This window comes from Leptothoe sp. PORK10 BA2, from assembly GCF_034932105.1.
GTDB lineage: Bacteria > Cyanobacteriota > Cyanobacteriia > Phormidesmidales > Phormidesmidaceae > Leptothoe.
The window spans coordinates 21,642-44,472 of sequence record NZ_JAYGIG010000026.1 but is presented as its reverse complement, the minus strand read 5'-3'; the positions used below and the strand labels follow the sequence as shown (position 1 = coordinate 44,472).

At 46.9% G+C, this 22,831-nt stretch carries 16 protein-coding genes, 1 tRNA gene and 2 pseudogenes; 14 read left to right on the top strand and 5 right to left on the bottom strand.

Annotated elements, in window-relative coordinates; all coding sequences use genetic code 11:
* Window positions 1–594 precede the first annotated feature (594 nt).
* Entirely contained in the window at window positions 595–4,401 is a 3,807-nt protein-coding gene (locus VB741_RS09055; RefSeq protein ID WP_323364840.1) for a TIR domain-containing protein, read from the top strand.
* 643 nt (window positions 4,402–5,044) lie between these two features.
* Here the strand turns inward: VB741_RS09055 and VB741_RS09050 are convergent.
* Window positions 5,045–5,530: a DUF1643 domain-containing protein gene (locus tag VB741_RS09050; protein WP_323364839.1), complete on the bottom strand. Its 486-nt coding sequence runs from the start codon at window positions 5,528–5,530 to the stop codon at window positions 5,045–5,047.
* A 177-nt stretch (window positions 5,531–5,707) separates the two neighbouring features.
* On the opposite strand from VB741_RS09050, the gene VB741_RS09045 reads away from it, so the two are divergent.
* Window positions 5,708–7,000, top strand: coding sequence for an MFS transporter (locus VB741_RS09045; protein ID WP_323364838.1), 1,293 nt, complete (start codon window positions 5,708–5,710; stop codon window positions 6,998–7,000).
* Window positions 7,001–7,076: 76 nt separating this feature from the next.
* On the opposite strand, the gene VB741_RS09040 is transcribed toward VB741_RS09045, so the two are convergent.
* Window positions 7,077–7,149, bottom strand: a tRNA-Arg gene (locus VB741_RS09040).
* Between the two features lie 49 nt (window positions 7,150–7,198).
* Here VB741_RS09040 and moaC point away from each other — a divergent pair.
* From moaC to VB741_RS08990, 10 genes are all read left to right on the top strand, one after another.
* A complete protein-coding gene (moaC, locus tag VB741_RS09035; protein ID WP_323364837.1) occupies window positions 7,199–7,723 on the top strand; it encodes a cyclic pyranopterin monophosphate synthase MoaC in 525 nt (174 codons plus the stop codon).
* An 18-nt stretch (window positions 7,724–7,741) separates the two neighbouring features.
* Complete coding sequence (locus tag VB741_RS09030) at window positions 7,742–8,011, top strand: hypothetical protein (protein ID WP_323364836.1); 270 nt, start codon at window positions 7,742–7,744, stop codon at window positions 8,009–8,011.
* 101 nt (window positions 8,012–8,112) lie between these two features.
* The gene (locus VB741_RS09025) at window positions 8,113–8,421 is read left to right on the top strand and encodes a DUF3181 family protein (RefSeq protein ID WP_323364835.1); all 309 of its coding nucleotides are present in this window, start codon (window positions 8,113–8,115) and stop codon (window positions 8,419–8,421) included.
* Window positions 8,422–8,687: 266 nt separating this feature from the next.
* The gene (locus tag VB741_RS09020) at window positions 8,688–9,128 is read left to right on the top strand and encodes a hypothetical protein (RefSeq protein WP_323364834.1); all 441 of its coding nucleotides are present in this window, start codon (window positions 8,688–8,690) and stop codon (window positions 9,126–9,128) included.
* A 275-nt stretch (window positions 9,129–9,403) separates the two neighbouring features.
* Window positions 9,404–10,888, top strand: a complete 1,485-nt coding sequence (locus VB741_RS09015) for an aminotransferase class I/II-fold pyridoxal phosphate-dependent enzyme (RefSeq protein ID WP_323364833.1) — start codon at window positions 9,404–9,406, stop codon at window positions 10,886–10,888.
* 112 nt (window positions 10,889–11,000) lie between these two features.
* On the top strand, window positions 11,001–11,597 hold the full coding sequence (gene cbiT, locus VB741_RS09010) for a precorrin-6Y C5,15-methyltransferase subunit CbiT (RefSeq protein WP_323364832.1): 597 nt from the start codon (window positions 11,001–11,003) through the stop codon (window positions 11,595–11,597).
* A 389-nt stretch (window positions 11,598–11,986) separates the two neighbouring features.
* Window positions 11,987–13,798: a hormogonium polysaccharide biosynthesis glycosyltransferase HpsE gene (gene hpsE, locus VB741_RS09005; protein WP_323364831.1), complete on the top strand. Its 1,812-nt coding sequence runs from the start codon at window positions 11,987–11,989 to the stop codon at window positions 13,796–13,798.
* A 2-nt stretch (window positions 13,799–13,800) separates the two neighbouring features.
* Window positions 13,801–14,769 (top strand): hormogonium polysaccharide biosynthesis glycosyltransferase HpsE, encoded by a 969-nt coding sequence (gene hpsE / locus VB741_RS09000; RefSeq protein WP_323364830.1) that lies wholly within the window; start codon window positions 13,801–13,803, stop codon window positions 14,767–14,769.
* A 90-nt stretch (window positions 14,770–14,859) separates the two neighbouring features.
* Entirely contained in the window at window positions 14,860–15,810 is a 951-nt protein-coding gene (locus VB741_RS08995; protein ID WP_323364829.1) for a glycosyltransferase, read from the top strand.
* Window positions 15,811–15,876: 66 nt separating this feature from the next.
* On the top strand, window positions 15,877–17,049 hold the full coding sequence (locus VB741_RS08990; RefSeq protein ID WP_323364828.1) for a hypothetical protein: 1,173 nt from the start codon (window positions 15,877–15,879) through the stop codon (window positions 17,047–17,049).
* A gap of 289 nt (window positions 17,050–17,338) precedes the next feature.
* On the opposite strand, the gene VB741_RS08985 is transcribed toward VB741_RS08990, so the two are convergent.
* Window positions 17,339–19,024, bottom strand: coding sequence for a GMC family oxidoreductase (locus tag VB741_RS08985; protein ID WP_323364827.1), 1,686 nt, complete (start codon window positions 19,022–19,024; stop codon window positions 17,339–17,341).
* A gap of 102 nt (window positions 19,025–19,126) precedes the next feature.
* Here VB741_RS08985 and VB741_RS08980 point away from each other — a divergent pair.
* Both VB741_RS08980 and VB741_RS08975 read left to right on the top strand, forming a co-directional pair.
* Window positions 19,127–19,297 (top strand): annotated as a pseudogene (locus VB741_RS08980) (transposase); the annotation flags it as partial.
* Between the two features lie 523 nt (window positions 19,298–19,820).
* Window positions 19,821–20,186: pseudogene (locus VB741_RS08975) on the top strand (IS4 family transposase); the annotation flags it as partial.
* A gap of 216 nt (window positions 20,187–20,402) precedes the next feature.
* Here the strand turns inward: VB741_RS08975 and VB741_RS08970 are convergent.
* Window positions 20,403–21,086 carry a hypothetical protein gene (locus VB741_RS08970; RefSeq protein WP_323364826.1) on the bottom strand — a complete coding sequence of 228 codons (684 nt, stop codon included), beginning with the start codon at window positions 21,084–21,086 and terminating at the stop codon, window positions 20,403–20,405.
* 48 nt (window positions 21,087–21,134) lie between these two features.
* Window positions 21,135–22,784, bottom strand: coding sequence for a hypothetical protein (locus VB741_RS08965; RefSeq protein ID WP_323364825.1), 1,650 nt, complete (start codon window positions 22,782–22,784; stop codon window positions 21,135–21,137).
* Window positions 22,785–22,831 lie beyond the last annotated feature (47 nt).

The following is a 22,831-nucleotide window of genomic DNA, read 5'->3' as shown; positions in this document are numbered from 1 at the left end:
CCCTGCTGTGAAGTTAGGAATTTTGGAGGCAGGGATATCTTGGTCGCAGTTATTTTCTATTCGATATGCTGTCTAGCCCACTGAAGCCAAGTGTTTCAAGGCACCCAGTCGACGGAACCAGTGCCTCGAAATATCATTGAACCTATTTATATCTTGTCTGGGGGCATAAACTTGCCACAATTTTAACTGTCTCAATCTGTGTTATGTGTTCGCAGAAATGCTTAGGGCGACTAGATATTGGGATGAAGGGTTTGCTGAAACTCGTGTATGTCAATCTATTGTGGATCTTTATTATGTTGCGTATTAGCATTTAGCTGAAGGAGGAATTTATATTTTGAATGGGGAGCAGTGTTCCAATTCTGCGTAAGAGTATGTGTGGTCATGCAATTGTGCCGTGATTAATCGATGAATATTGCTTTTAATTCTTAGGAAAGAATTAGTCAGTATGCATATTTCAAAAAACCTTGATGTATGTTTAATAAGACGAATGTAAGTTATCGATGAGTGCGTATGAGTCTGATGGGTAAGATGACTCAATATAGATTACGTCTTGCTTATCAACGGCCTAAAGTAGATCGTCTAAGGCGTATTGCCGTGGTGAAGCCACGGGATAACGATATTTTTATTAGCTATGCGGCTCAAGATGCAGATTTTGTCAGACGTTTAGATAAGGTAATCCGTGATCAGGGGTTTGATCCTTGGATTGATTTCGATGATATTCCTGGTTTCAATCGTTTTTTGGAAGATGATAGCCATTATGAGCGACAAATCAGAGATGGCATTCTTGGCGCGGATGTATTTGTCTTAGTTCTTTCTAAGGCTGTGCTGAGTTCTGCGAATTGTGTACAACGACTTAGATTAGCCCAACGCTTAAATAAATTAATTATTCTTCTGTTTAAAGAACCCTCTGATGACTGTGATGAGCTAATTTCATGCCTTGATGATTTGCACTATCTGGATTTGAGTTCTCCACTTGTGGGTAAAGTATTTGAGCAAGTGGCTCTCAATATTATTCATCTGCAAACGTATACCAGACTGTTGGCCCGTGCAACTGAGTGGGATAAACAGGGGCGTCCTCAGCAGTACTTACTTACTCCAGAGGATCTTAAAGAAGTTAAAAAACAGAAACAGTGGATTGAGACTCATAAATTAGGCCAGCAGTTTCAATTTACTAATGTTCAAAAAATCTTTTTAGATACCGTCAATCGAGTCCATGAAACATCGGAATATTTCAGTAAAAGTCCACCCGACATTTTTATATCTTATGCTCGCAGTAATAAACATTTTGTCGAGAAGCTCAGTCAGGCCTTAAAAGCTGAACACTGGAAGGTCTGGCTTGATCGGGATAGGATTCCGGTGGCAGCTAACTGGAGAGATGAGGCTAATGATGGCATACGTTATGCCCACACTATGCTTTTTGTTGTTTGTGCTGACTCTCTTATCTCTAAAAACTGTCAGTGGGAGTGGGAGGAGGCGAAGAAGTATAATAAGCGCATTATTCCTGTTATTAGTTATAAAGATTATAGCCAAGAAGTATTTCGAGAAATGGGATTCTCATCTGTTCAGTATGTTTCCTTTGTACGGCAATCGCAGTCGTTTGAATATTCCTTGGGTGAATTATTAGATGCCTTAAAGGTACATTTAGATGATCTGAAAACCTATAGGTCTTTACTAGTTAAGGCTTATGAGTGGTCTGATGGTGAGCGTTCAGACAGACTATTGATGAATAGCCATGAGTATAAGGAAATTAACCGCTGGAGAAAACAGCGTCAGGGACTTGAAAAACAAGATAACCGCGAGATTGAACTTCTACTTCCTCGTCAGAAGGAATATATTCAAGCCAGTCAGCGTTATCTGTCATTCCAGAAGAAGCGTCAAGGATTGATTATATCAACAGTTTTGGGAGCCATGGTTGGCCTTTCTGTGCTGTTGCTAAGTACGACATTTAGTGAGATTAGGGCTTTGGTGAGATCTTTAGATGATCTCAAAGGTCTAGATGCTTTATTGACAGGGTTGCAGGCAGGTAAACGAGTTCAGGATAACTCTATATTTGTCGACGTATTACGGCGTTCTAGCTTGCGCTCTAAAGCAACAACGGCTCTGCATAGAACGGCTCTTAAACTTAGGGAAATTAATCGTTTTGAGGGGCATGACGGCAAAGTTTTTTCTATTATTTTTAGTCCGGGTGGCAATCAATTGGTTTCTGTTGGGGCTGATAAAACAGTTCGTTTCTGGGATTTGGATAATTCTGAAGAAGAGGAAATCGATCAATCTTGTCAGAAAGAGAGAACTCAACAGATTGGGTATCATTCCACGGCAATTAGAACTATTACCTATAGCTTAGATAGTGATTATGTAGCGACAGGAGATATAGAGGGGGTTGTCAAAATATGGACGTGTAATGGTAAATTGCATAAAACGTTGTCTCGGCGTCATCAGCTTTCTGGTGATCAGAATATAGCGCAGCCGGCCCGAGTTAATCGAGTTGAATTTAGTCCTGGTGGTCAGTATCTTGCCTCTGCTGGTGCAGACGGTCAAGTCTTTTTATGGACCCGATCCGATGGATTTAGAAATTTGGTCGATCTTAAACATAAGGGCCAAGTACCAATTTCGACTCTGACATTTAGTTCTAACGGGAGGTACCTTGCCTCTGCTGACTCCCAAGGTCAAGTTTATTTATGGGAGGTAAAACACAAACGGAAGAGTTTACCTGCTGTAGAGTTTATTAAGAGCTTTCAGTACAAGGTCGCATTAGAAGGAAGGAATCTTACTACCTTAGTATTTAGTAAGGATAGTTCTTTGCTGGCCTTCGCCGGTGTTAGTGGTGCTATCCAGGTTGAAGATTTAAAACAAGGGGCCAATCGTTTATTGATGGACCATGATGACGTAGTATCTACGGTTATATTTAGTGCTGATGGAGGTACGTTAGCTTCTGCAAGTTTTGATGGTACGGTCAAGCTTTGGAACCCTCGGGGAGAGAATGGGAAAGAGCTGGTTCATACTCTGAGAGGCCACCAGGGTCCGGTATACCGATTAGCATTTGCTCCCCAGGATGATGTATTAGCAACAGGCGGGGCCGATGGCATTGTACGTTTATGGTTACGGGATAAGGGTGTTCAAATAGGCACCTTTGAAGGTCACAAGGATGAAATTTCAAGCCTTGCGTTTTCGCCTCAACCGACGCTTGGGTACAAAACGGTATTAGTTTCTTCTAGTGATGATGGGAGCATTCGACTGTGGAATATCGATAGTCCTATTCAGCCTCTGCCACATAATAGTGATGTTTTTGATGTAGCCTTTCGACCAGATGGCAAGATAATTGCTTCTGGTGGAGTCAATACGGTTAGATTGTGGCGGCAGGATGGCACTTCGCGATCGCAAATTTCATTTGCTCGCAATAAGGTACGAGCTGTCGACTATAGCCCTGATGGAAAAATTTTAGCTGCAGGGGGTTCTAGTGGAGAGATCAGGCTCTGGAGACCCGATATTGACACGGAAAAACCTATACAAATTGTGGCAGCGCACCCTGTACTAAAGAGTGAAGTCTCTGTAGAGCAGGGTGTTCGGGATCTCAGCTTTAGTCGTGACGGGCAGTGGTTAGCCTCAGCTGGAACAGATAGGACTCTCAAGCTTTGGAGGGTTGAAGACGATCAAATTTATCGATATTTAACTTTAGAGCATGCTAACGATGTTGCAGCAGTTGCATTTAGTCATGACAGCCGCTTGTTGATCACGGGTACAGAGGCAGGCAGTGATGCTATTCAGAGGGGAGTGTTTTTATGGGAAACACCTGATCTGGGTAGATCTAAAGCAAAATTAAAGCCTAAATTTGTTGAAACTGCTCGAAAGCATGATGGAAGCGTCTTGACGGTTGCAGTTCAACCCACGGTCTCGGGTGTGATTGCTTCAGGGGGGAAAGATGGCAAGATTAATCTTTGGAATTCTGAAGGTGGATTTATAAAAACACTCCATGAACACAGTGATCCTGTAACCAAAGTTAGTTTTAGTGCCGATGGACTATTTTTAGCGTCATCTAGTGAGGATGGCACTATTCGACTTTGGACGGCTAAGGGGGATCTGATTTCGGTGCTGGAGGGTCATAAAAGGGCTGTGTCTAGTGTGGAGTTTGGCCCTATTGGTGGAGATATCTTAGCTTCCTCTAGTTCAGATGAGAACGCATTAATCTGGAATCTATGGGATCTGTCAAAGGTTAATATAACGACTCGCAACCAGAATCATAAGATTCTAGATATGTTGATTATGAGTGGTTGCGAGACAATCCTCCCATTTTTAAAGAGCCGAGTTGATACCGATGCTCAGGAAGTTCGAAACTTGACTAGCTCTGATACCGAGCAATTGGCAGAAATAGAGAAGGTAAAGAACTTTTGTGAGAGCCCTTAAAGTTGGTTAGAAGGCTTAGAGTCTTATTGGACGGTTCGCTCATTTTCCACATGTAGAGGTTCTAAATTCTGACATCTACTATGGATAGCATGTTCAAAACTACGAGTGCCGCATCGGTGTTTTTTCTCTAGTGGAAAATACTACCTGTAGTGATCAGCGAACCTTGGGTCTTATGGCAAAGTTGCCTTGCAATAGTCAGGATGATTTGCAGCCCGATGGATCGTTTACAAGGTCACAGTCCTGATAGTAGTAAGCTGTCGCGACATTGTGAGAGCTGCCACTTACTCTTAACTGAATGCTATGAGAAATTATGGGAAGTACTAGGGTTGCTGAGATTAGAGCTGTGTAAACCCAAGGGGATGTTTTCATTCTATGATTCTCCGGAATAACGGCCTACTGCGAGTGCTTTCACATCCTCTAGGCACCTGTGAGATACTCCCATTGAAACACTAAAATTACGGAAATGTATGGCTGTTTATGGACGCTTTGTTGGGTGTCATAGAAGCTTTAATGGGCTAATTTTTAAGGGTGTGCTTGTAGCTCCATTTTGATTCGATATTGAGCAGCCATGGTTACTTTGAGAGGCTGTTAGAGTTCTGGTCATCCTGGTGATGTCATGCTTGGTTCGTCATGGATCAAGTTTCTAGCTCCAAGGTTTAGGGGATGTTGTTCGTTTGATGTACAAAGGGTGTCGAGGTTGGCCAGATTGATTACGGGCTAGGCAGTGAAGTTTGTGATGCTGGGGCTGCAGCAGAGTGAGCACAGTCTGGGCTCGGTTGAATAGAGTGCCCCAGTTTCCCCAGGCCAAAATGACTTGGGTAGCTGCCTCGATGGCTTGGAGCAAATATTGATCGTTATCTGGGCCGATGGGGTCGGCTACCCGTTTGAGGGCTGATGGTTGGGGGGTGCGATAAGCAAAAAGATTGACGATATTTAATTGGTTGTAACCCCAAGCTTGGGCAAACTGTGAACAAGCTCGGATGGTGGGGTCGTCTCGTTCGGCATTGGCCTGACTGGGGTTGAGCATGATGAATGTGACTTGGTGAGGGTGGATGTTAGGGCCTGACCAAGACCGCTTCAGGCAGTAGCGATAGCGACGGGATACATCAAAGATGGCTGATCCTTCCATGGAATTCGTTACAATTGTTACTATTGGTCTATCAGATTGGTCTATCAGAAAGGTAGTGTAGCCACAGTTTTTTGAGTCAACCTTGGTGGTTGGTGTTAGCCGCGATAGATTGACGCCAGCTGCCCTGGTTGAGGTGGTTACTGCTGATGGGTGCATCTTTCTTACGGAGAAATGATTTTGAATGTATTCGTCACCCTAGAGCCGTCTTTACGACGGAACTTAGGGGCACTGTTTGTGGCGGGGTTGTGTTTTTGGGCGGGGTTGGCCGGGTTGTTGCCTGCTTTGCCTCTATATATTGAGCAGTTTGGGGCGAATGGTCAGCAGATTGGTTTGGTGATGGCGAGTTTTGCCATTGGTCTTTTGACTATGCGGCCCTTGATGGCTCGTTGGACTGATGAGCAGGGCCGGAAGCCGGTTCTGGTAATTGGGTTGTTGGCGATTGCGATCGCACCCCTACTTTACTGGCTAGTCCCATTTTTTCCCCAGATTACCTGGGACCTATCCTGGGGCGATCATCTTTGGCGCATCCGATCGCCCATAGTACTCATGATTATCTTTAGGGCGTTTCATGGTCTGAGCATCGCCTCGTTTGTCACGGCCTACAGCGCCCTAGTGGCCGACTTGGCTCCACCCAACCAGAGGGGGGAACTGATTGGCTATATGAGTTTGGTAAATCCCATGGGCATGGCGGTGGGACCGGCCTTGGGGGGGTATTTGCAAGCAGCCTCAGGCTTTACCCAAGTGTTTGTTTGGATGACGGTGCTGGGCGTCATTGGGTTAGTCTGTACCGTTACCATTGCAGAGCCTAAGCGGGCGGTGGCAACGGTGGGCCGGAGAACGGCCTTTTGGTCTTTATTGTTGCTGCCAGCGGTACGTATACCCGCTCTGATGCTGTTATTGGTGGGCTTGGCCTTTGGTGGGTTGGCCACCTTTATCCCGCTCTATGCGCGGGAGTCAAACTTTGCTCTGAATATTGGGTTAATTTACACGGCGTCCGCCATAGCTAGTTTTGGTATTCGTCTCTTAGTGGGACGGGCGTCGGATCGCTATGGTCGAGGACCGTTTATTACCCTGGGTTTGATGTTTTATACGGTGGCCATGGTGGCTCTATGGCTGGCCCAAAGTGAGTCTGCGGTATTGCTAGCGGCGGCGGCGCAGGGCATGGGCGGCGGCATGCTGATTCCGATGGTGGCGGCTCTCATGGCCGATCGTTCAACATCTACCGATCGCGGTTTAATGTTCGGTCTGTGCCTGACGGGGTTTGATGTAGGCATTGCCTTGGCTGGGCCAGTGATGGGGCATATTGCCGATCTGAGCAGTTATCGAGATATTTTTGGCATAGCGGCTGTGATGACCCTGCTGGGGTTGATCATCTTTGTCACGACCTCGAGTAAGGATATGGACCACTCCATACAGTTTGCCCTGAGGGGTGGCAAAGACGTGTATGCGGTATCAAACTCGACACTGTAGGTTGGACAGTTAGTTTGAATCCATAAATTTTATAGTTGAGCAATATCAAAATTGCTCAACGTTGGGATGATTAAAACGAGCCTGGAGGGATTCGAACCCCCGACACCCTGGTCCGTAGCCAGGTGCTCTGTCCACTGAGCTACAGGCTCTAACAGGATTAAACTCTAACATACTGTTGAGACGCTATCCAAAGTTTTCATGGCAATTTTTTCGGACCTGGGCCCGATTCCCGATCAATCGCAGACGTCGTCCCTGAGCCATATAGATGGGGGTGGGGCGGCCCATATGGTGGATGTTTCTGGTAAAGATGTGACCCATCGTGTGGCGGTGGCCGAAGGCTATCTTCGGATGAGTCATGAAACGATGGCAGCGGTTCAGTCTGGTAACTTGCCTAAGGGGGATGTGTTGGGTACGGCTCGAATTGCTGGCATTATGGCGGCAAAGCAGACATCGAATTTGATTCCGCTGTGTCATCCGTTGCCCATTAAGAGTGTGGAAATTAGTTTGACCCCAGATGATCAGCGCCCTGGCTATCGTATTGAGGCGAGGGTGAAGACCGCTGGTCAGACGGGAGTGGAGATGGAAGCCCTGACGGCGGTATCAGTGGCGGCCCTGACCCTGTATGACATGGCAAAGGCGGTGCAAAAGTCGATGCAAATTGAGGATATTCGCTTGATTAGTAAAACCGGGGGTAAATCGGGCGATTATACTATTGATTCATGACATATTTTTTGGTGTTCTATGCCTCCCAAATGGCCCCGTGTACCAGATCGGGCTGATCCGGCTTATCGTAAGCTAGAAGATCGGATTAACTTTGCTGTTCATGTGGCGGCATTTTCCGCTTTTAATTCCGGTCTGTGGTTTTTCCATGGGTTTATGCCGGGCACTTTATTGTGGTTGCCTAAGCTGACGCTGCCTTGGTTGGGGGTTTTAGTTTGCCATGGTGTGTGGTTGTTTGCGATCGCAAACTACACTCCATCTAAGCCTGATTCAGACCAGCCATCGTCATAAACCGAAAACTTTGTTAATGCATTTTAAGAACAGGTCTTTTATGGAACTAGACCTTTTACCCTAAAGCAGAACAACTTTCCTCTAACAAAAAAGAAATAACCATGGCTTACCCTGGTGCTGCATCCGTGATCGAAGCGTTGGCGGCAGATATTGGCGATACGGTTTACATAGACGTTGCTAAGTGGCATTTGTATCTGAAAGATACGTCTCTGCACAAAACCCTGGCGGAAAAGTTTTATCCGATGGTGACCGATAGCGATCTGTCTGAGACAGGGGTGGTGGAAGTTTTACAATCGATTCCGGTGAAATTAGGTGGGGGTAGACGTTCTTTGCCCTTGAGCGACCTGATACCGATTCAGTGCCAGGTGGATCTGCTGGACATTCTGGAGCGCCATCGCAGTGAGTTTTAATCGGCTGCTTTGCTCCTTGAAGTCCCGTTGCTTAACATTACGGCCACCCAGTTCATCAAAATAGGGGCTATTGTTTCCTAATGTAAAGCATTCAGCTGTCTTGGAGAGATGGCTGAATGCTTTGTGCTAGGAGGACTTTAGACTCAAGCGATGGCCATGATTGAGTAAATAATTTACAAAACTTAAGGAAATAACGTTTCTGAGAATGGCTGCTAAAAGTTAATATAAAAGAACTTAATGGCTATCATTCGTTACATAAGAGGACTATGGCTGGATTATTTGGACTCTTCGGCGGCAACAAAAAACAAGCCCCCCAATCAAAAGAGGCGTTTTTCCTCAGTGAAGATGACGCTAAAAGCCTGGGTGATATTGACTACATGCGTAAGGAAGTGGTAATCCGTCGCACCTTCGCTAAGAAAAAGGGCGGAGACGAGCTAGAGAGTGTTAAGAGTATTTCCGCTAGCACCAGCAAAAAAGTAGGTGAGGCTGTCAAGACTACAACCTCAAGTTTCAATATGCCTACTTTTAATACCCCTGCTCCTACTTTTAATACTCCTGCTCCTACCCCTGCTCCTGCTCCTACCCCTGTGGCGGCGGCAGCGGCAGATGCAGATGCCACTCCTGCTCCCCAAGAGACTGCAGTTAGCAGCACTCCTGACACCAGCATGGATATGTTCCGCAGTATGGCGAAGAAAATCCGTCGCTAGGTGGATACTGATGCTCTAGGGTTGCTGTTTCGTGGCCCAGGCATTGAGTAACTATTTTCTGAGGATTGGATCAACATTTGAGTAGCACTGAGGATGTTAGGACGTTCTCAGTGTTTTTTTCGTGGTTACGTTTAGTCCCATTGGTTTTGTGGCCCACAGCCTTCGCTATCTATCGTTTGTATCGACTCACCTATAGGGTCGCTATGGGCGAAAAGCGATAGATGGATGGTTTTAACTGATGGGACTGAGGCTGATGAGTTCTGGCGGGTCTTGCTATGTTTTCCCAACTCCATGCTCCCTTGGTTCAGGCTTTGCATAACTGTGGGCTGCGTCAGGATCATGCGGCGTTTTATGCCCCTGGCCATAAAAGGGGGCAGGGGGTATCGTCGCTACATCGCAGGGTGTTTGGAGATGACATTTTTCGGGTTGATGTCCCTGAGCTGCCGGAACTGGATGATCTATTTGCGCCAGAATCAGTGATTTTAGCGGCACAGCAATTAGCGGCTGAGGCGTTTGGGGCCGAGCAAACCTGGTTTTTAGTCAATGGTTCTACCTGTGGTGTGGAGGCGGCATTGTTGGCTACCTGTGGTCCCGGTGATCAGGTGTTGGTACCGCGCAATGCTCACCAGTCGGTGCTATCTGGGCTGATTTTGTCGGGGGCGATGCCCGTATGGATGGCTCCGGTGTATGACCCAGATTGGCAGTTGGCCTTGGGGATGACAGCATCTGCGATCGCAGCCACCCTCCGGCAGCATCCCGCGGCTAAGGCGGTGGTGGTGGTATCTCCTACCTATGAAGGGGTATGCAGTGATATTGCCGCCATCGCTGAGGTGGTCCATGGGTATGACCTGCCGCTAATTGTGGATGCTGCCCATGGCCCCCATTTTGCCTTTCATGACCAGCTGCCGCCCTCGGCCCTCAGCGGCGGGGCTGATATTGTCATTCACTCGGCCCATAAGGTGTTAGCGGCATTTACCCAGGCGGCATTGATCCATGTTCAGGGGAGTCGGTGCGATCGCACTCGCCTAGGCATGGCTCTACGTATGACCCAATCCAGTAGCCCTAGCTATCTACTTCTGGGTTCCTTAGATGCCGCCCGTCACCAGATGGTGAACGAGGGGGAGAAATTGATGGAACACACCCTGGCCCTGGCTCACTCGGCCCGCTGCCAGCTCCGGGATAGCGGCCTATCGGTTTTGGATGTTTCTGAGGATGGGTTTGGGCTGCACGGGGCTAGGTTTCAGCAGGATTACACTCGTCTGACCGTGGATGTTTCTGCCCTGGGCATCACCGGATTTGCAGCCGATGCTTGGCTCCATGGGTGGGGGGTGACGGCAGAATTGCCCACGTTAGATCAGTTGACGTTTATTGTCAGCTTGGGGAACTCGGTCCAGGATATTGAGCGGTTAGTACAGGGGCTGAGACATCTCGTCAATCAACTGGGACAGCTGCCTGCCAGGGGAGCCGTTGTTGACCATGGTGATTGGTCCCAGGTGGATGTAGGGTTACCTGGGGCGGGGATGTCTCCTCGGGAGGCTTTTTTTGCTTCGACGGCAACCTGTGCGGTGGAGGATGCCATAGGTCGTCTCAGTGCTGATGTAGTCTGTATTTATCCGCCGGGGATTCCGCAGCTGATGCCGGGGGAGCCCATTACGCAGCGGGTAATTCACACCTTAAAAATGGCCCAGGCGGCGGGTGCCCATCTCAGTGGACTAGCGGACCCCACATTGCAGACCCTGAGGATTTTGCAGCCTGGTTAAGGGGCTGATGGGGGAACTGTTTCACACTTCGTTGCTCCGTCTAGACCCTAGCCACGCTTCCAGAACAGCGCTATCCTCAGGCTATTCCACCCGCGTTGTAAGGCAGATCTCCATGGAGCCTCTCTGGCCCTATGCTACCCCCGGTATTCCTGACTGTTTTTTTGAACGGCTACCGGGTATTCCCATGAGCCAGCGAGAGGTGCGACTGGTGATTCTGAGTGCTTTGCGGCTCGGTCCTAAGGCTGTCCTGTGGGACATTGGCGCAGGCACTGGAACCATTGCCATAGAAGCTGCACTGCTGTGTCCCCAGGGTTCGATTGTTGCTGTGGAGCGGGATGGAGATGTGGCCATGCTGATCAAAAAGAACTGTCAGCGGTTTGGGGTGACGAATGTGGATGTTTTGGTGGGCAATGCCCCCGACTGTTTGGCTAGTTTGTCCCATGGGCCTGATGCCATTTTGGTGGGGGGTGGTCGAGACCTGAAACCCCTGTTGACCGAGACTTGGCAAAGGTTATCCCTCCAGGGTCGGTTGGTGGTGACCGCCGGAAACTTTCAATCGCTTTATGCCATTTCTGAAACCTTTGCCGATCTGCAGGTGCGCAATATTGAAGTGGTCCAGGCGGGGGGAAGTCGTTTAGAAACCCGTGGGTCCAACCAAGTTTTGAAACCCATTACGCCGACCTTTATTCTCAGTGGGGAAAAGTTTTAGGTCTGGGTTGGTCTGGGGGACCCGCCCGCTTGAATAACTTCTTGGGAGGGGGCAATACGTTTTTCTGGAGTAGCTTGTTTTGGTAGGTCTCCCAGGGGTTTTCCTCAGGGTGTGTATGGATAACTTTCCTTCAGCTAAGGCGTATGTTGTAATGAATCTGGGGACAGTGCAAGGTGATCCTTTTCGATGGGGCCGATCCAGACGATGTTACAGATGGCCCTGGGGCTAACTCGTTAATCCAGATTGCCAGATTGTTTGATGCTTGAGCTTTCAGCAGTTGGCTGCTCGTTGTGGTGGTTTTATCTCTAAAGTTTGCCTATCTGGAAAAGTAGACGCAGATTTTGGAGCTATTGTTACAATCCCTATAGTGAAAACTTCGGTTTCTAGACATGATGACCGTTGATTCCCAACTGAATACGGCGGCTAATCCACTGGTCGTGACCCAGCGGACCTGTTTGGACATTACTGTTGTTATTCCTACCTATAATGGGGCGGCTCGGATTCCCGAGGTGCTGGACCACCTCAAGCAGCAGGTGGGTATAGATGCGCTCACTTGGGAAGTTATTGTTTGTGATAATAATAGTTGCGATCGCACCGCCGATGTCGTAGCACACTATCAGCAACAATGGCCGCCAGAGCCTGCGCTGCGATATTGTTTTGTGGCTGAGCAAGGTGCTGCCTTTGCCCGCCAGCGTGGGGTGATGGAAGCCCATGGTCATATTGTTGCCTTTCTTGACGATGACAACCTTCCAGCCCAAGACTGGTTATTCAATGTGCATTCCTTTGCCCAGGCTTATCCGCAAGCAGGAGCCTTTGGTAGCCAAATCCACGGCAACTTTCAAGGTGTGTTGCCCGAGGGCTTTGAGAAAATTGCCTGCTTTCTAGCGATCGTAGAACGGGGAAATCAGCCCCATCTCTACAATCCAAAAACTAAAATTCTGCCACCGGCGGCAGGTTTGGCTGTGCGCAGGACAGCCTGGCTTAATGCAGTACCAGAACGGCTGTTTCTCAATCATAAGGGAAAATCTGCCGGCCTGGCCAGCGAAGATTTAGAAGCAATGCTACATATTCAAAAAGCTGGTTGGGAAGTCTGGTACAACTCTGATATGGTGATCACCCATCAAATCCCTGCTCAACGACTCCAGCAAGACTATTTAGTTAGCTTGTTACGTTGTGTGGGGTTGAGTCGATTTTATATTCGCTGGCTAGGCACTCAAGATTGGCAACGATTTTTCAAAGTGCCTGCCTATATTGCCAATGACTTGCGGAAGTTAGCTCTCCACTATCAAAAAAATGGTCTTGGGCAGAATCATTTAAATCTTGTTGCTGCCTGTGAGCGATCTCTGTTGACAAGCACGTTAGTTAGCCCTGCTTTTTTGCTAGAAAAGGCATATCAAGACTTTTGGCAAAGTCGTTTAGATAGCGTTCAACTGCCTGAACGTCAGCAATGGCTTCAACTCCTGACAGACGCATTTGAAAAGCGTTCTCTAGAGCTATATCAGCAAGAAGTAATTTTTTTAGGTGCTTCAACAGCTCTAGAGACTAAAGCAGTGATGCTGCCACAGGTTGAAATTTTGTTGCGGTTAGATTGTGGTTTGCCAGATCAGGCGCTAGCATCACCAGCCTCTTTCTTTCCTACCGCAGAGCGCTATGGTTTGATGCGAACCCTTGATCGTCGTGTTATTCAGCAAGTCTGTGAAACATTAGCTGGTCGACAAGTGGATGTCATTTATTCCTTAAATCTCTCGTCAGCTAGTGTTGACGATGCCAGTTTGCCTGACTTTATAGAGATGCAACTCAAGCGCTATCACATAGACCCTGAGTATCTGTGTTTTGAAATTTCTGAGAAAATTGTTATTGACGCTTGGAAAGATGTGCAAGGCCTAGTGGCACGGCTAAAGATGTTGGGGCTGCGGGTGACGATTGATGAGGTTAAAGAGAGGTCGGCTACTGCAAGCTATATGACTCAGCTGCCTGTTGATTGCTTAAAGCTGAGTAAAGATGTTGTAGATTGTTCTGATTGGCTAGAGTCATCTCTACCAGACTATTTGAAGATCGTTCAACAAACGGGTGTTCAGCTAGTCGCCAAGGGAGTGGAAACACAAATTCGATTAGAACAGTTACAAAACTTGGGTATTCAATACATTCAAGGCTATCAACTTTCCAGACCGTTTCCGTTTATTTCAGGCACTTCTATTTAGCTATGGTTGACTTTACAGTTGTTGTTCCTACCTATAATGGTGCTCAGCGGTTACCTCAGTTATTGGGAGCGTTGCGATCGCAGGTTAATACCGAATCCATCCATTGGGAAATATTAGTCGTTGATAACAATAGTAGTGACTCAACCAAGCAATTGATCGAAAGTTATCAAGCTATCTGGTCTGGTTGGCCAATGCTTCGTTACACCTTTGAATCCCAGCAAGGTGCGGCTTATGCTCGTCAGCGAGGGATGCAAGATGCTGTAAGTGAGTGGGTTAGCTTTGTGGACGACGATGTAATTCCATCATCTGATTGGGTTTCCACCGCCTATTCCTTTCGGGATAGCCAACCTCAATTAGGTGCCTATGGTGGTCAGATACACCCTCAATTTGAATCGGACCCGCCCGAGGACTTTAAACGTATCCAATCATTTCTTGCAATTCGGGAACGGGGTGATCAGCCCCATCTCTATGATCCAGAAAATTTGGTTCTCCCGCCTTCAGCAGCTTGGGTTGTTTGTCGGCAGGCTTGGCTAGACTCAGTGCCAACAAAACCAAATTTGAGTGGAAGAGTGAAAGGATCGATGGTCCAAGGTGATGATTATGAGCCTTTAATCTATATGCATCTTGCGGGGTGGAAAATCTGGTACAACCCAGATATGCATGTCAGCCATCAAATTCCAAAGGGACGATTAGAACCCAGCTATCTTGTCAACCTTAGTCGCGGTTGTGGTTTGTGCGTTTACTCACTGCGGCAAATTATGGCAGAGAACCTCTTTCAGCAACTGCTGCTGGCCGCCAAAATTACAGCTGGTGGGCTAAAGCGAGCTTTAATGCTGTTACTTGACCATCAGCAAAAAGTTTTTACAGATGTAGTACTTCAATGTCAAATGGTGTTCTTTCTAAGTAGTGCTGCGAGCCCTTTTTACAGCGTAAAGGCTTTGCTTAAAAGGGACTCGGCTATTTTACCTTGATGCTATGAGCGCACAATCGTGTCTCCCAAAATGGACGTTGTTCAGAGCCTAGTCGAATAAATTCTTTAGGTTATATATTGATGAAATGTAATGAATTCTGAGTTGCCTCTGATTTCAGTTGTTATTCCGGCATATAACTGTGAAGACAGTATCAGCAGTACGTTACATTCTGTGTTTCAACAGACATATGTAACAATAGAAATTATTGTGATTAACGATGGTTCTACAGACGAAACATTAACTGTTCTGAAGCGCTTTCAAGATTCGCGATTGCATATCGTGACACAGTCTAACGCTGGGGTGTCTGCTAGCCGTAATCGTGGGATTAACATGGCTAAGGGCGATTTTATCGCTTTTTTGGACTCGGATGACCTGTGGCTACCCCATAAGTTGGCAGATCAGATGATCGCTCTTCAGAGTAAATCCCAGGCAGCTGTTGCTTACAGCTGGACTGATTATATTGATCAGGACGGCCATTTTTTACGTCAAGGCTATTACTGTAACTTTGAAGGAAATGTTCATCAGCGATTGTTGCTTGGCAGTTTTCTAGAGAGTGGCTCCAATCCCTTGATTCGTCGTACGGCATTAGAGTCTGTTGGTGGTTTTGATGAGTCTTTAAGCACCTGCGAAGATTGGGATCTTTGGATTCGTTTGGCTCTGCAATATGAGTTTGTAGTGGTTCCTCAGGTGCATGTGCAGTACAGAGTGGTGACTAACTCAAAGTCATTTCTGCTAGACAAACACGAAGCTGGAGGTTTATCGGTGATCAAGAAGGCGTTTGCCCAATTGCCTGATTCTACTCATCCACTAAAATCTAAGGCGTTCTCTAACTTTTATAAATATCTGCTATTCAAACTTTTAGATGCACCCCAAACTTTGCCTGTTGAAGGGCAGCGCAATGCGCAACGCGCTTTTAGATATCTGAGGCTTTCTATCTATTATCATCCTCAGTTGTTGCGGCAAGTGAAAGTAATTCTTTCGGCGCTTGCTAAAATTCTAGCGATATCGGTACAGCCATTCTATCGATCAACTAATGCCTGAACACCGACTGATTGTTGTATTGCCTGGATGTGAAGCTGAATAATCTCCCCACTAAACGTAGTAGCCATGTCGATTAATAAGAAGAGATTAAAAGTTCTATTGTATGGAAATTTTTTTGGAGCTTATCGTTCCCAAAATTTGGTGAAGTATCTATTAGATGCGGGCTATCGACTATCAATTATATCACCTGAATTCTATTATGAACGAGGTGAGAAAAAAGACATTATTTCAAAAATGCTCCGCGTTATTTTTTCTGCCTACTACCTGATTGATCTGTTTCTCAAAGCTGCACTAGCAGATGTTATTTATCTATTACCTCTCAATAGTGAGTTGATTCGACCAGTGGTGTGGGCCAGTCGTTTATTCAAAACGAAGTTAGTTGTTGAGATGTATATATCAGCCTACGATACATTGGTCCGTGAAAAGCAGGAGGTTCCTATAGATAGCGCTGCTGCCAAAAAGCTTTGGCGGGATGATGTCCTGGCACTTTCAGCGGCTGATCACATAGTCCATTTGGCGCGGTACGAACTGAATTACTGGAAAGAACTTTTCAATATTACTTTAGTGAAAGATAACGTTTGGATCGCGCCTCTCTTTTGTGAACCTGTGCTCACAAGGTTGTCTTATAGTGCTGTTCGAGGTGACCGTTTACGAATTTGTTGGTGGGGGACTTTGATTCCTAGCCATGGAATATCTAATATTCTGAAAGCACTACAAATACTTCATGCAGATGGCATTCCATTTTCTTGTCAGTTATTTGGTATTCCTCCAAAAGGAAGAGAGCAACTTGCTGAAGACTGCCGTGATGAGATAAAAGCTTTAGGATTAAATGACTTAGTTTCTCTACGGAAAGACTTAACCTTTGGCGATAGTTCACTCCCTGAATACCTGGTTAATAATTGCGACCTAGCATTGGGGCTCTTTGGTGATACAGAAAAAGCAGGCGCAACTATACCTAATAAGTTAATTGAAGCCTTGACCCTTGGTATTCCCAGTCTGACAATGACGACATCTTCCCTCGAAGAATTTTTCGATCTTGAGGTGGATCTCTGGACCTGCGAGACTACTCCAGAAGCAATTGCCTCTACCATGAAGCAAATTTCAGCACAAACTATTTATCAGGTTGATTGGATAAAAACAAAGGAAAAGGTGACGCAGACGTTTTCTGTAGAGAATTATTGTCAAACAATTGGTGAGGTTTTAAATAATGCTGCAACTAATATTGTTCATAATCGATAGGGATTCTAAGTTTTCTAATTGCTTGTTGAGGTGGATTGGCAGTAAGGCGACAAAAAGTATTGCTATCGTCCTGTAAAAAAACGTTGAAGTCTTATTGCTTGAAGGTTTATACAAACTTTGATCCTTTCAGAAAGGCGTGGAGTATCCTCGATATGACCAGAGCACAAACATCTACCGTGCAGCTTGGCCTTATAACTCTTAACTTTGCAGGTCGGGATTCGGATTCTCAGCAGTTGGTATATGAACGTCGGTATCCTTTAGAGAAGACCCTAGAGATCTCAAATAGGCTCTATAGAGAAAACTGTTTTTTGATGTGATCTGATAGTCGAGTTGCTAAGGCAATGATAGTAAGGGTTGGATTAGCGTATCCCAAACCTGTAGGGAATACAGAGCTGCCCGCGATGAATAGATTGGCGACACCATGTACCCGGCAATGTCTATCGACTACCCCCTGGTGTGGGCTATCATGCATGCGTGTTGTGCCTAGATGGTGGTGAGGGCTAGCGATATAAGGTCTAGCCCCCATGCTCAATTCAAATTGAGGCTGAAACTCACCCAGGTTAGATTGTGTGACTGCTTGGCGTAATAGTTCCTGGCTACGATTAATGGAATTAATATCAGATTGTTGCCAAGTCCATGTCAGTTTAGTTCTGGGATATCCTAAATCGTCTTTGATATTACTCAAGGAAATACGATTATCGGGGCTAGGGGTTTGCTCTGTTTGTGCAGCGATATAAAAGGCAAAAAAACGTTTGTTATTATGCGGTAAGCTAGACCATCCGCCGCGCATGGTGTTGTAGATAGGTTGTTTTAGCTTTAAGGCCCGAAAGCGTAAATAGCTAGTGACCTCACCAGCGTTAGATAGCGATTTTTGTAAGTAGGCAAATGTCTTGGAAGAAAGATTTCGATTTCGTAGGGACTGGGTAAATTGTCTAAAAAACATTACTGATTGTGTTTCTATGCCTTTAATTTGTGGGACAAGTGCCAGACCGATATTCAATAGTTGTTCTTTTCTGAGGGTCTCCTCGGAAAAAATAAGTCGTGCCATTGCTGCTGTTCCTTGGGCTCGATGTAGATCATAAAGTCCCATTTTGTTGAATAAGCTACTGTTCTTGGGTTTAAGGATGCCAAAGTTAAAGGCAGGATGGTCCATGTAAAAACGACCTACGAGATCTTTTCGGTTACCTATGCCTGAAGTATGTACACTATCTGACAGTAGAAGAAGGCGAGCGTTTTCCATGCCGCCTGTGGCCAAAATAAATGTTTTTGCTTTGACTAAAAAACCTTGATCAATTGAGGTAACCACACGAACTTTTTCAACTACTTGGCCATCCGAATGGGTTAAAAGTTCTACGGCATTAGCATAGGTGTAGATATTGACATTGGGTGTGTTACGTAGCTCTTCTATATAGTCATGGGCGAAGGCGGCACGGGGACCAAATTGAAAAATACGGCTTTCGATACCTTGGGCGCTTAAATTTAGTTGGGGTCTGTCTGCGGTTTCCCAATCTTTAGCGTCATAAGATAATGGACCTATTTTGCAAATTTTTTGTGCCCGCTCATAGTAAGGTATGAGCTCAGAACGCTCAAATGGCCAGCCACTATGGGGAATTGCATCTCTTTTCTGAAAATCGATCTCATCAGGAATTACATGTCTTACATTAAATATGTTTTTGGCCACATCCTCATCATCAATTTGAATTTCCCAAAAGTTAGCTGACCCGCCGAGTTGACGGCAGCGCCCCGCTGTCAGTTCATTCTGAGGATAGCCAGATTTTGAGTCGAGCTCGCCTTCATAAAGTGCCTGGATGGCCGGGTCAAATTCCCGATCACCGCTCTCTAACAGACAAATTTTTAGAGATTGGGTAGAGGACAGCTCACGTGCCAGAGTTATACCGGCAGGTCCTGAGCCAATAATACAGATATCCGCTTCTAGTGGCTGGGTAACATCGATCGTGCGAGCATCAATAATCATAGGACGCTTTTCTATGAAGTCAAACGGCTTTGGTGCGTGAATAAGGTAGCTGCGGAGCTTTAGGAGCCGGTATCGTGTAGCTACTACAGCAACACGATACCGATGAAACGCACCTACAAACTGCGCAACTGGTCTGAGTATAACGCCGCCTTGGTCAAGCGAGGACGTTTGACGCTATGGCTTAGCGATGAGGTGATTGCAGCCTGGGAAAACACTCTAAAGGCAGGTAAGCCTGGCGCTTCTAAGAGGTACAGTGACTTAGCCATTCAGACCTGATTAACCTTGAAAGTGATTTACGGACTGGCGTTGCGTCAAAAGAATTACTGTTGGAATGTTCTATCCTCAACCAGTTCACTCACCTAGGAATGCCGGACAGCTATTCTGTTGAAGGCTGAGAGCGATCACTTGAAGGGAGTGATCTGTCTGCCAAAATATTCACGCACCAAAGCCATAGCCCAGCATAAAGATATGCTCAGTAAGGTAAAGACCTTTTTTGATCATTCTAAATCGCTCATTTCAGTTTCTGCAAGACAAAATCCATGACTTTTGAAGATGTCGATAAGGTTTGTAATAGATTATCTCAGGCGGTGGCGATTCGCTTGGGGCAGGCGGGCCCACTGGCTCTGATTCAGTGGGCAGGCAGGCGGGGGGCTCGTGTTGCTCGGTCATGGTAGAGCGTCCTCTGATGGTGATTGGGTTGCCTTTATTTTGGCGACAACGTCAACCAATTGCTGTAAACCCGCCAGACTGATTTTGGGATACTGAGGCGACGACCAATTTATGGGGGCATTATGATTGGCGCATTGAACAATTTTTCAAAGATTGTAAAACGGGGGAGTATCACCTCGAAGATACCCAGGTGAACGACCGTCGTTTTTTAGCCTTGGTGGTGGTGATTGTGCTGGCCTATAGTTTGGCCACGATGCACGGTCAACGTATGCAGGAATTACGGATAGATGAGTATGCTGGATGTATTAAAAAGCACCCAGACAAGCCTCCCTATCAGAGTAACTTTAGCTTGGGTCTGTATGGCCAACGGTGGATATATGCCATGGAGATATGGGCTGAGTGGGTCTTCAAATTGATCGCCCTCAAACCCCATAAACGGCTCTATTCTCAACGGGGTTTTCTCGCTCTATCCCTTATGCAACAGGCTATGTAGATACGTTGTCATCCTTTAAGGTGAAGGATATAAAGGCGCTTTTGTTGGGATGGGATCGGTTAGTAGTGGAACATCAGTTTAGACTTCATCCCTTCGAAAGTCCCCACCGAGTTATGTTGGATTCTCCCTATGTCTAGCGGTTAGTGGAAAAACTTCAACCTGTCATCGATCGCTGTCAAAATTCTGAAATAGTATCTAAGCGCCCTTAAATGACTGTTATGAGAGATTTTTCCAAGGCAATGTGATTAGGGCCGATTTTGATGATTGCCAGACATATATGGTTAGGTTGACCAGGCCCAACAATTTGGTGCCGTCTTCTAGCATGATGGGGGTGCCAATGCCGGGAATGGGGGTCAGGTCGGCTAGGGCCGAGATGCCCATGAGACCTGTGGCGAGGCATAACCATCGGTAGGGTGTTTGGCGGATGGTGCGGTGGAAGTAGGTTGCGATCGCAACCCCAAACACCACATAGAGTCCATAGGACACCATTTTCGGCACTGACAATAGAATATGCAGGATCAAAGTGACTCGAAACGCGTCATCCATTAACAACAGCGTCAACAGCAGGCTGAGACAGATCAGATACTGCCGCAGTTTTGTATGCCTTAATAGGCTAGCGGTAAAGAAACACAGCGCGATGGGAAAGCACCAAACAATCTCCGAGATTTCCGTCAAAATACCTTCGTAGGGAAGCGTGTAGGGCTCGCTAAACAAGGTGATCAGTAGCTCAATACCGGTCGACCGTCTCAGGGTGCGACCAGCGGAGTAGCCATTGAGTAATGTCGAGAGCTTGATGTAACCCGTGAGCAAGGTGAAGGGCAGAATAACCGCCAGATTTAGCAGTAGCGCGGTGCGATGGGCCTGGATCACATGGCCTAGACGATACAAAGCTTTGACCATGGAAATAACAGGGCGATGGGTTGAACTATCCTATGGTAACTCTATGTCCTAGCTCTGCCTGAGCCATTGTTGCCAGCGGTTTTCACACCAGGTCAAGACCCGATCAATCAAGCGTAGTATCCTTTCTAGGGGATGCTCCAGATACTTGACGTCGTTGACGTGAGCCTCAAACGCATGGGGAGAATTGCTGGTTAAGCGGCGACCATTGACCTTGTCAGTCTTACCAATATAGCCAGTATCGTCAAGCAATCTACGGGAGCGGGCCTTGGCTGTTCCTGGGGCAGAGGCCTGGGGATAAAAAACACGGGAGTGGGGTTCAGCTTGTAGACCGTTGACGGAAATGGGGGGCAGGCTGGGACCTGTAGGACCCGGCGCTATCTGGGACCATGCTTTTTTAAACTCCACCGGTAGGGCCGCGATGAATACGGCCCCAATGGCCAGAACGGTTTTCACCGAAAGGCGATGGGTCTGCCGGGGAACGATGGTACGGGACTGCCGGTAAGCCCGCATCACACGACTAATGTAATGGGTTAGTTCAGTCTGTTGCTCAGGGGTCAAAATATTGAAAATTTCGTTGCGGGGATTGACCAAAACCAATTGCCGATCATCGATGGTGGATGCCAAGGTAATACCATTCTGGAGTAGATCAGAGGTGGCTGATGTCCCTCTGCGGTTCATGCCCATAGACCGTTCCGTGAGCCCACTTGTTTGATCGGGCTGATGGTTGTTGCCAGGGCGGGTTAACGCTTCAGATCTGCTCAGTCTGGGGATGGCACGGGTCAACAGAGATTTAGCCTGGTGCAGGAGGCTACGTTTGGGAGCGATGGTCAGCCGTGCTGTTTGGCTAGAGGATAGGAGTTGTTCGGTATGGGTCAGAATTGTCGTGAAGGACTCATCACTGCTTGGACAAATCGGTAGGACCGTTTTCACCGACAGTTTTTTGGGCTGCCGGGGAACAATAGTGCGGGACTGTTGGTAAGCCTGCATCACCCGGCTAATGTAATGTTTGAGATCTTGCTGTTGCCCAGGTGTCAAAATATCGAAGACCTCATTTTTCGAATTAACGATCACCAACTTCCGATTTTCAATCACAGAGGCCAGGGTCGTCCCATTCTGTAGTAAATCAGTGGCTATTTTGCGGCGTATCCTGTGAGAACGAGCGGTTATCGCCCCTGTTTGCGACTGCCCTGTTTCTAGTTGCTGCTGGCGGGTATGGGTTAACTCCCTTGAGGGTTGCTTTGGCTGATTTTTGCGAATCTGGGTTAAATCTCCTGAACGCCGCACCCGTTGAATTGAATTGCTCCAAAAAGACTTGACCTGCCCCATTAGGTCACTTTTAGGGGCGATGGTGATCTGGGCTACTGGTTTTGAGGACCTGGGATCTGCTGATAGCAGTTGTTGGGTATGGGTCAGAATTGCCGTTAGGGAATGGTCCAGGTCTGTTACTTTTTCCCGAGTGTTGGTGCTGGGGGCAAAGGTTGACTCCTGGGGCCCATTACTGCTGTCCCCGAGGGTAAAACTGGCCCGTTCCACTGCCCGCATGATGACATAGAAGGGAAATATGGCGATTTGAGCGCCCCAGGTTGCTGTGGATTGTAGTTGCCGCCAGGCTCGATCTTGCCGGTTTAACCCTTGCTGCCATTGCTGCAGCACAAATCTCAGTAATTTGCTTTTGTAGGGTCGGGACGACGATGGCATAGTTGTATGGCAAGCATCCTTGGACGCTTGATAAATCCTAGTTCGAT

Excerpts from the sequence above, each read along its gene's own strand:
- hpsE (WP_323364831.1), top strand. The coding sequence starts at position 11,987 with ATGATGACCGTTGATTCCCAACTGAATACGGCGGCTAATCCACTGGTC.
- cbiT (WP_323364832.1), top strand. The coding sequence starts at position 11,001 with ATGGAGCCTCTCTGGCCCTATGCTACCCCCGGTATTCCTGACTGTTTT.
- VB741_RS08965 (WP_323364825.1), bottom strand. The coding sequence starts at position 22,784 with ATGCCATCGTCGTCCCGACCCTACAAAAGCAAATTACTGAGATTTGTG.
- moaC (WP_323364837.1), top strand. The coding sequence starts at position 7,199 with ATGGCAATTTTTTCGGACCTGGGCCCGATTCCCGATCAATCGCAGACG.
- VB741_RS08985 (WP_323364827.1), bottom strand. The coding sequence starts at position 19,024 with ATGATTATTGATGCTCGCACGATCGATGTTACCCAGCCACTAGAAGCG.
- VB741_RS08995 (WP_323364829.1), top strand. The coding sequence starts at position 14,860 with ATGAATTCTGAGTTGCCTCTGATTTCAGTTGTTATTCCGGCATATAAC.
- VB741_RS09025 (WP_323364835.1), top strand. The coding sequence starts at position 8,113 with ATGGCTTACCCTGGTGCTGCATCCGTGATCGAAGCGTTGGCGGCAGAT.
- VB741_RS09015 (WP_323364833.1), top strand. The coding sequence starts at position 9,404 with ATGTTTTCCCAACTCCATGCTCCCTTGGTTCAGGCTTTGCATAACTGT.
- VB741_RS09050 (WP_323364839.1), bottom strand. The coding sequence starts at position 5,530 with ATGGAAGGATCAGCCATCTTTGATGTATCCCGTCGCTATCGCTACTGC.
- VB741_RS09030 (WP_323364836.1), top strand. The coding sequence starts at position 7,742 with ATGCCTCCCAAATGGCCCCGTGTACCAGATCGGGCTGATCCGGCTTAT.
- VB741_RS08970 (WP_323364826.1), bottom strand. The coding sequence starts at position 21,086 with ATGGTCAAAGCTTTGTATCGTCTAGGCCATGTGATCCAGGCCCATCGC.
- VB741_RS09020 (WP_323364834.1), top strand. The coding sequence starts at position 8,688 with ATGGCTGGATTATTTGGACTCTTCGGCGGCAACAAAAAACAAGCCCCC.
- hpsE (WP_323364830.1), top strand. The coding sequence starts at position 13,801 with ATGGTTGACTTTACAGTTGTTGTTCCTACCTATAATGGTGCTCAGCGG.
- VB741_RS08990 (WP_323364828.1), top strand. The coding sequence starts at position 15,877 with ATGTCGATTAATAAGAAGAGATTAAAAGTTCTATTGTATGGAAATTTT.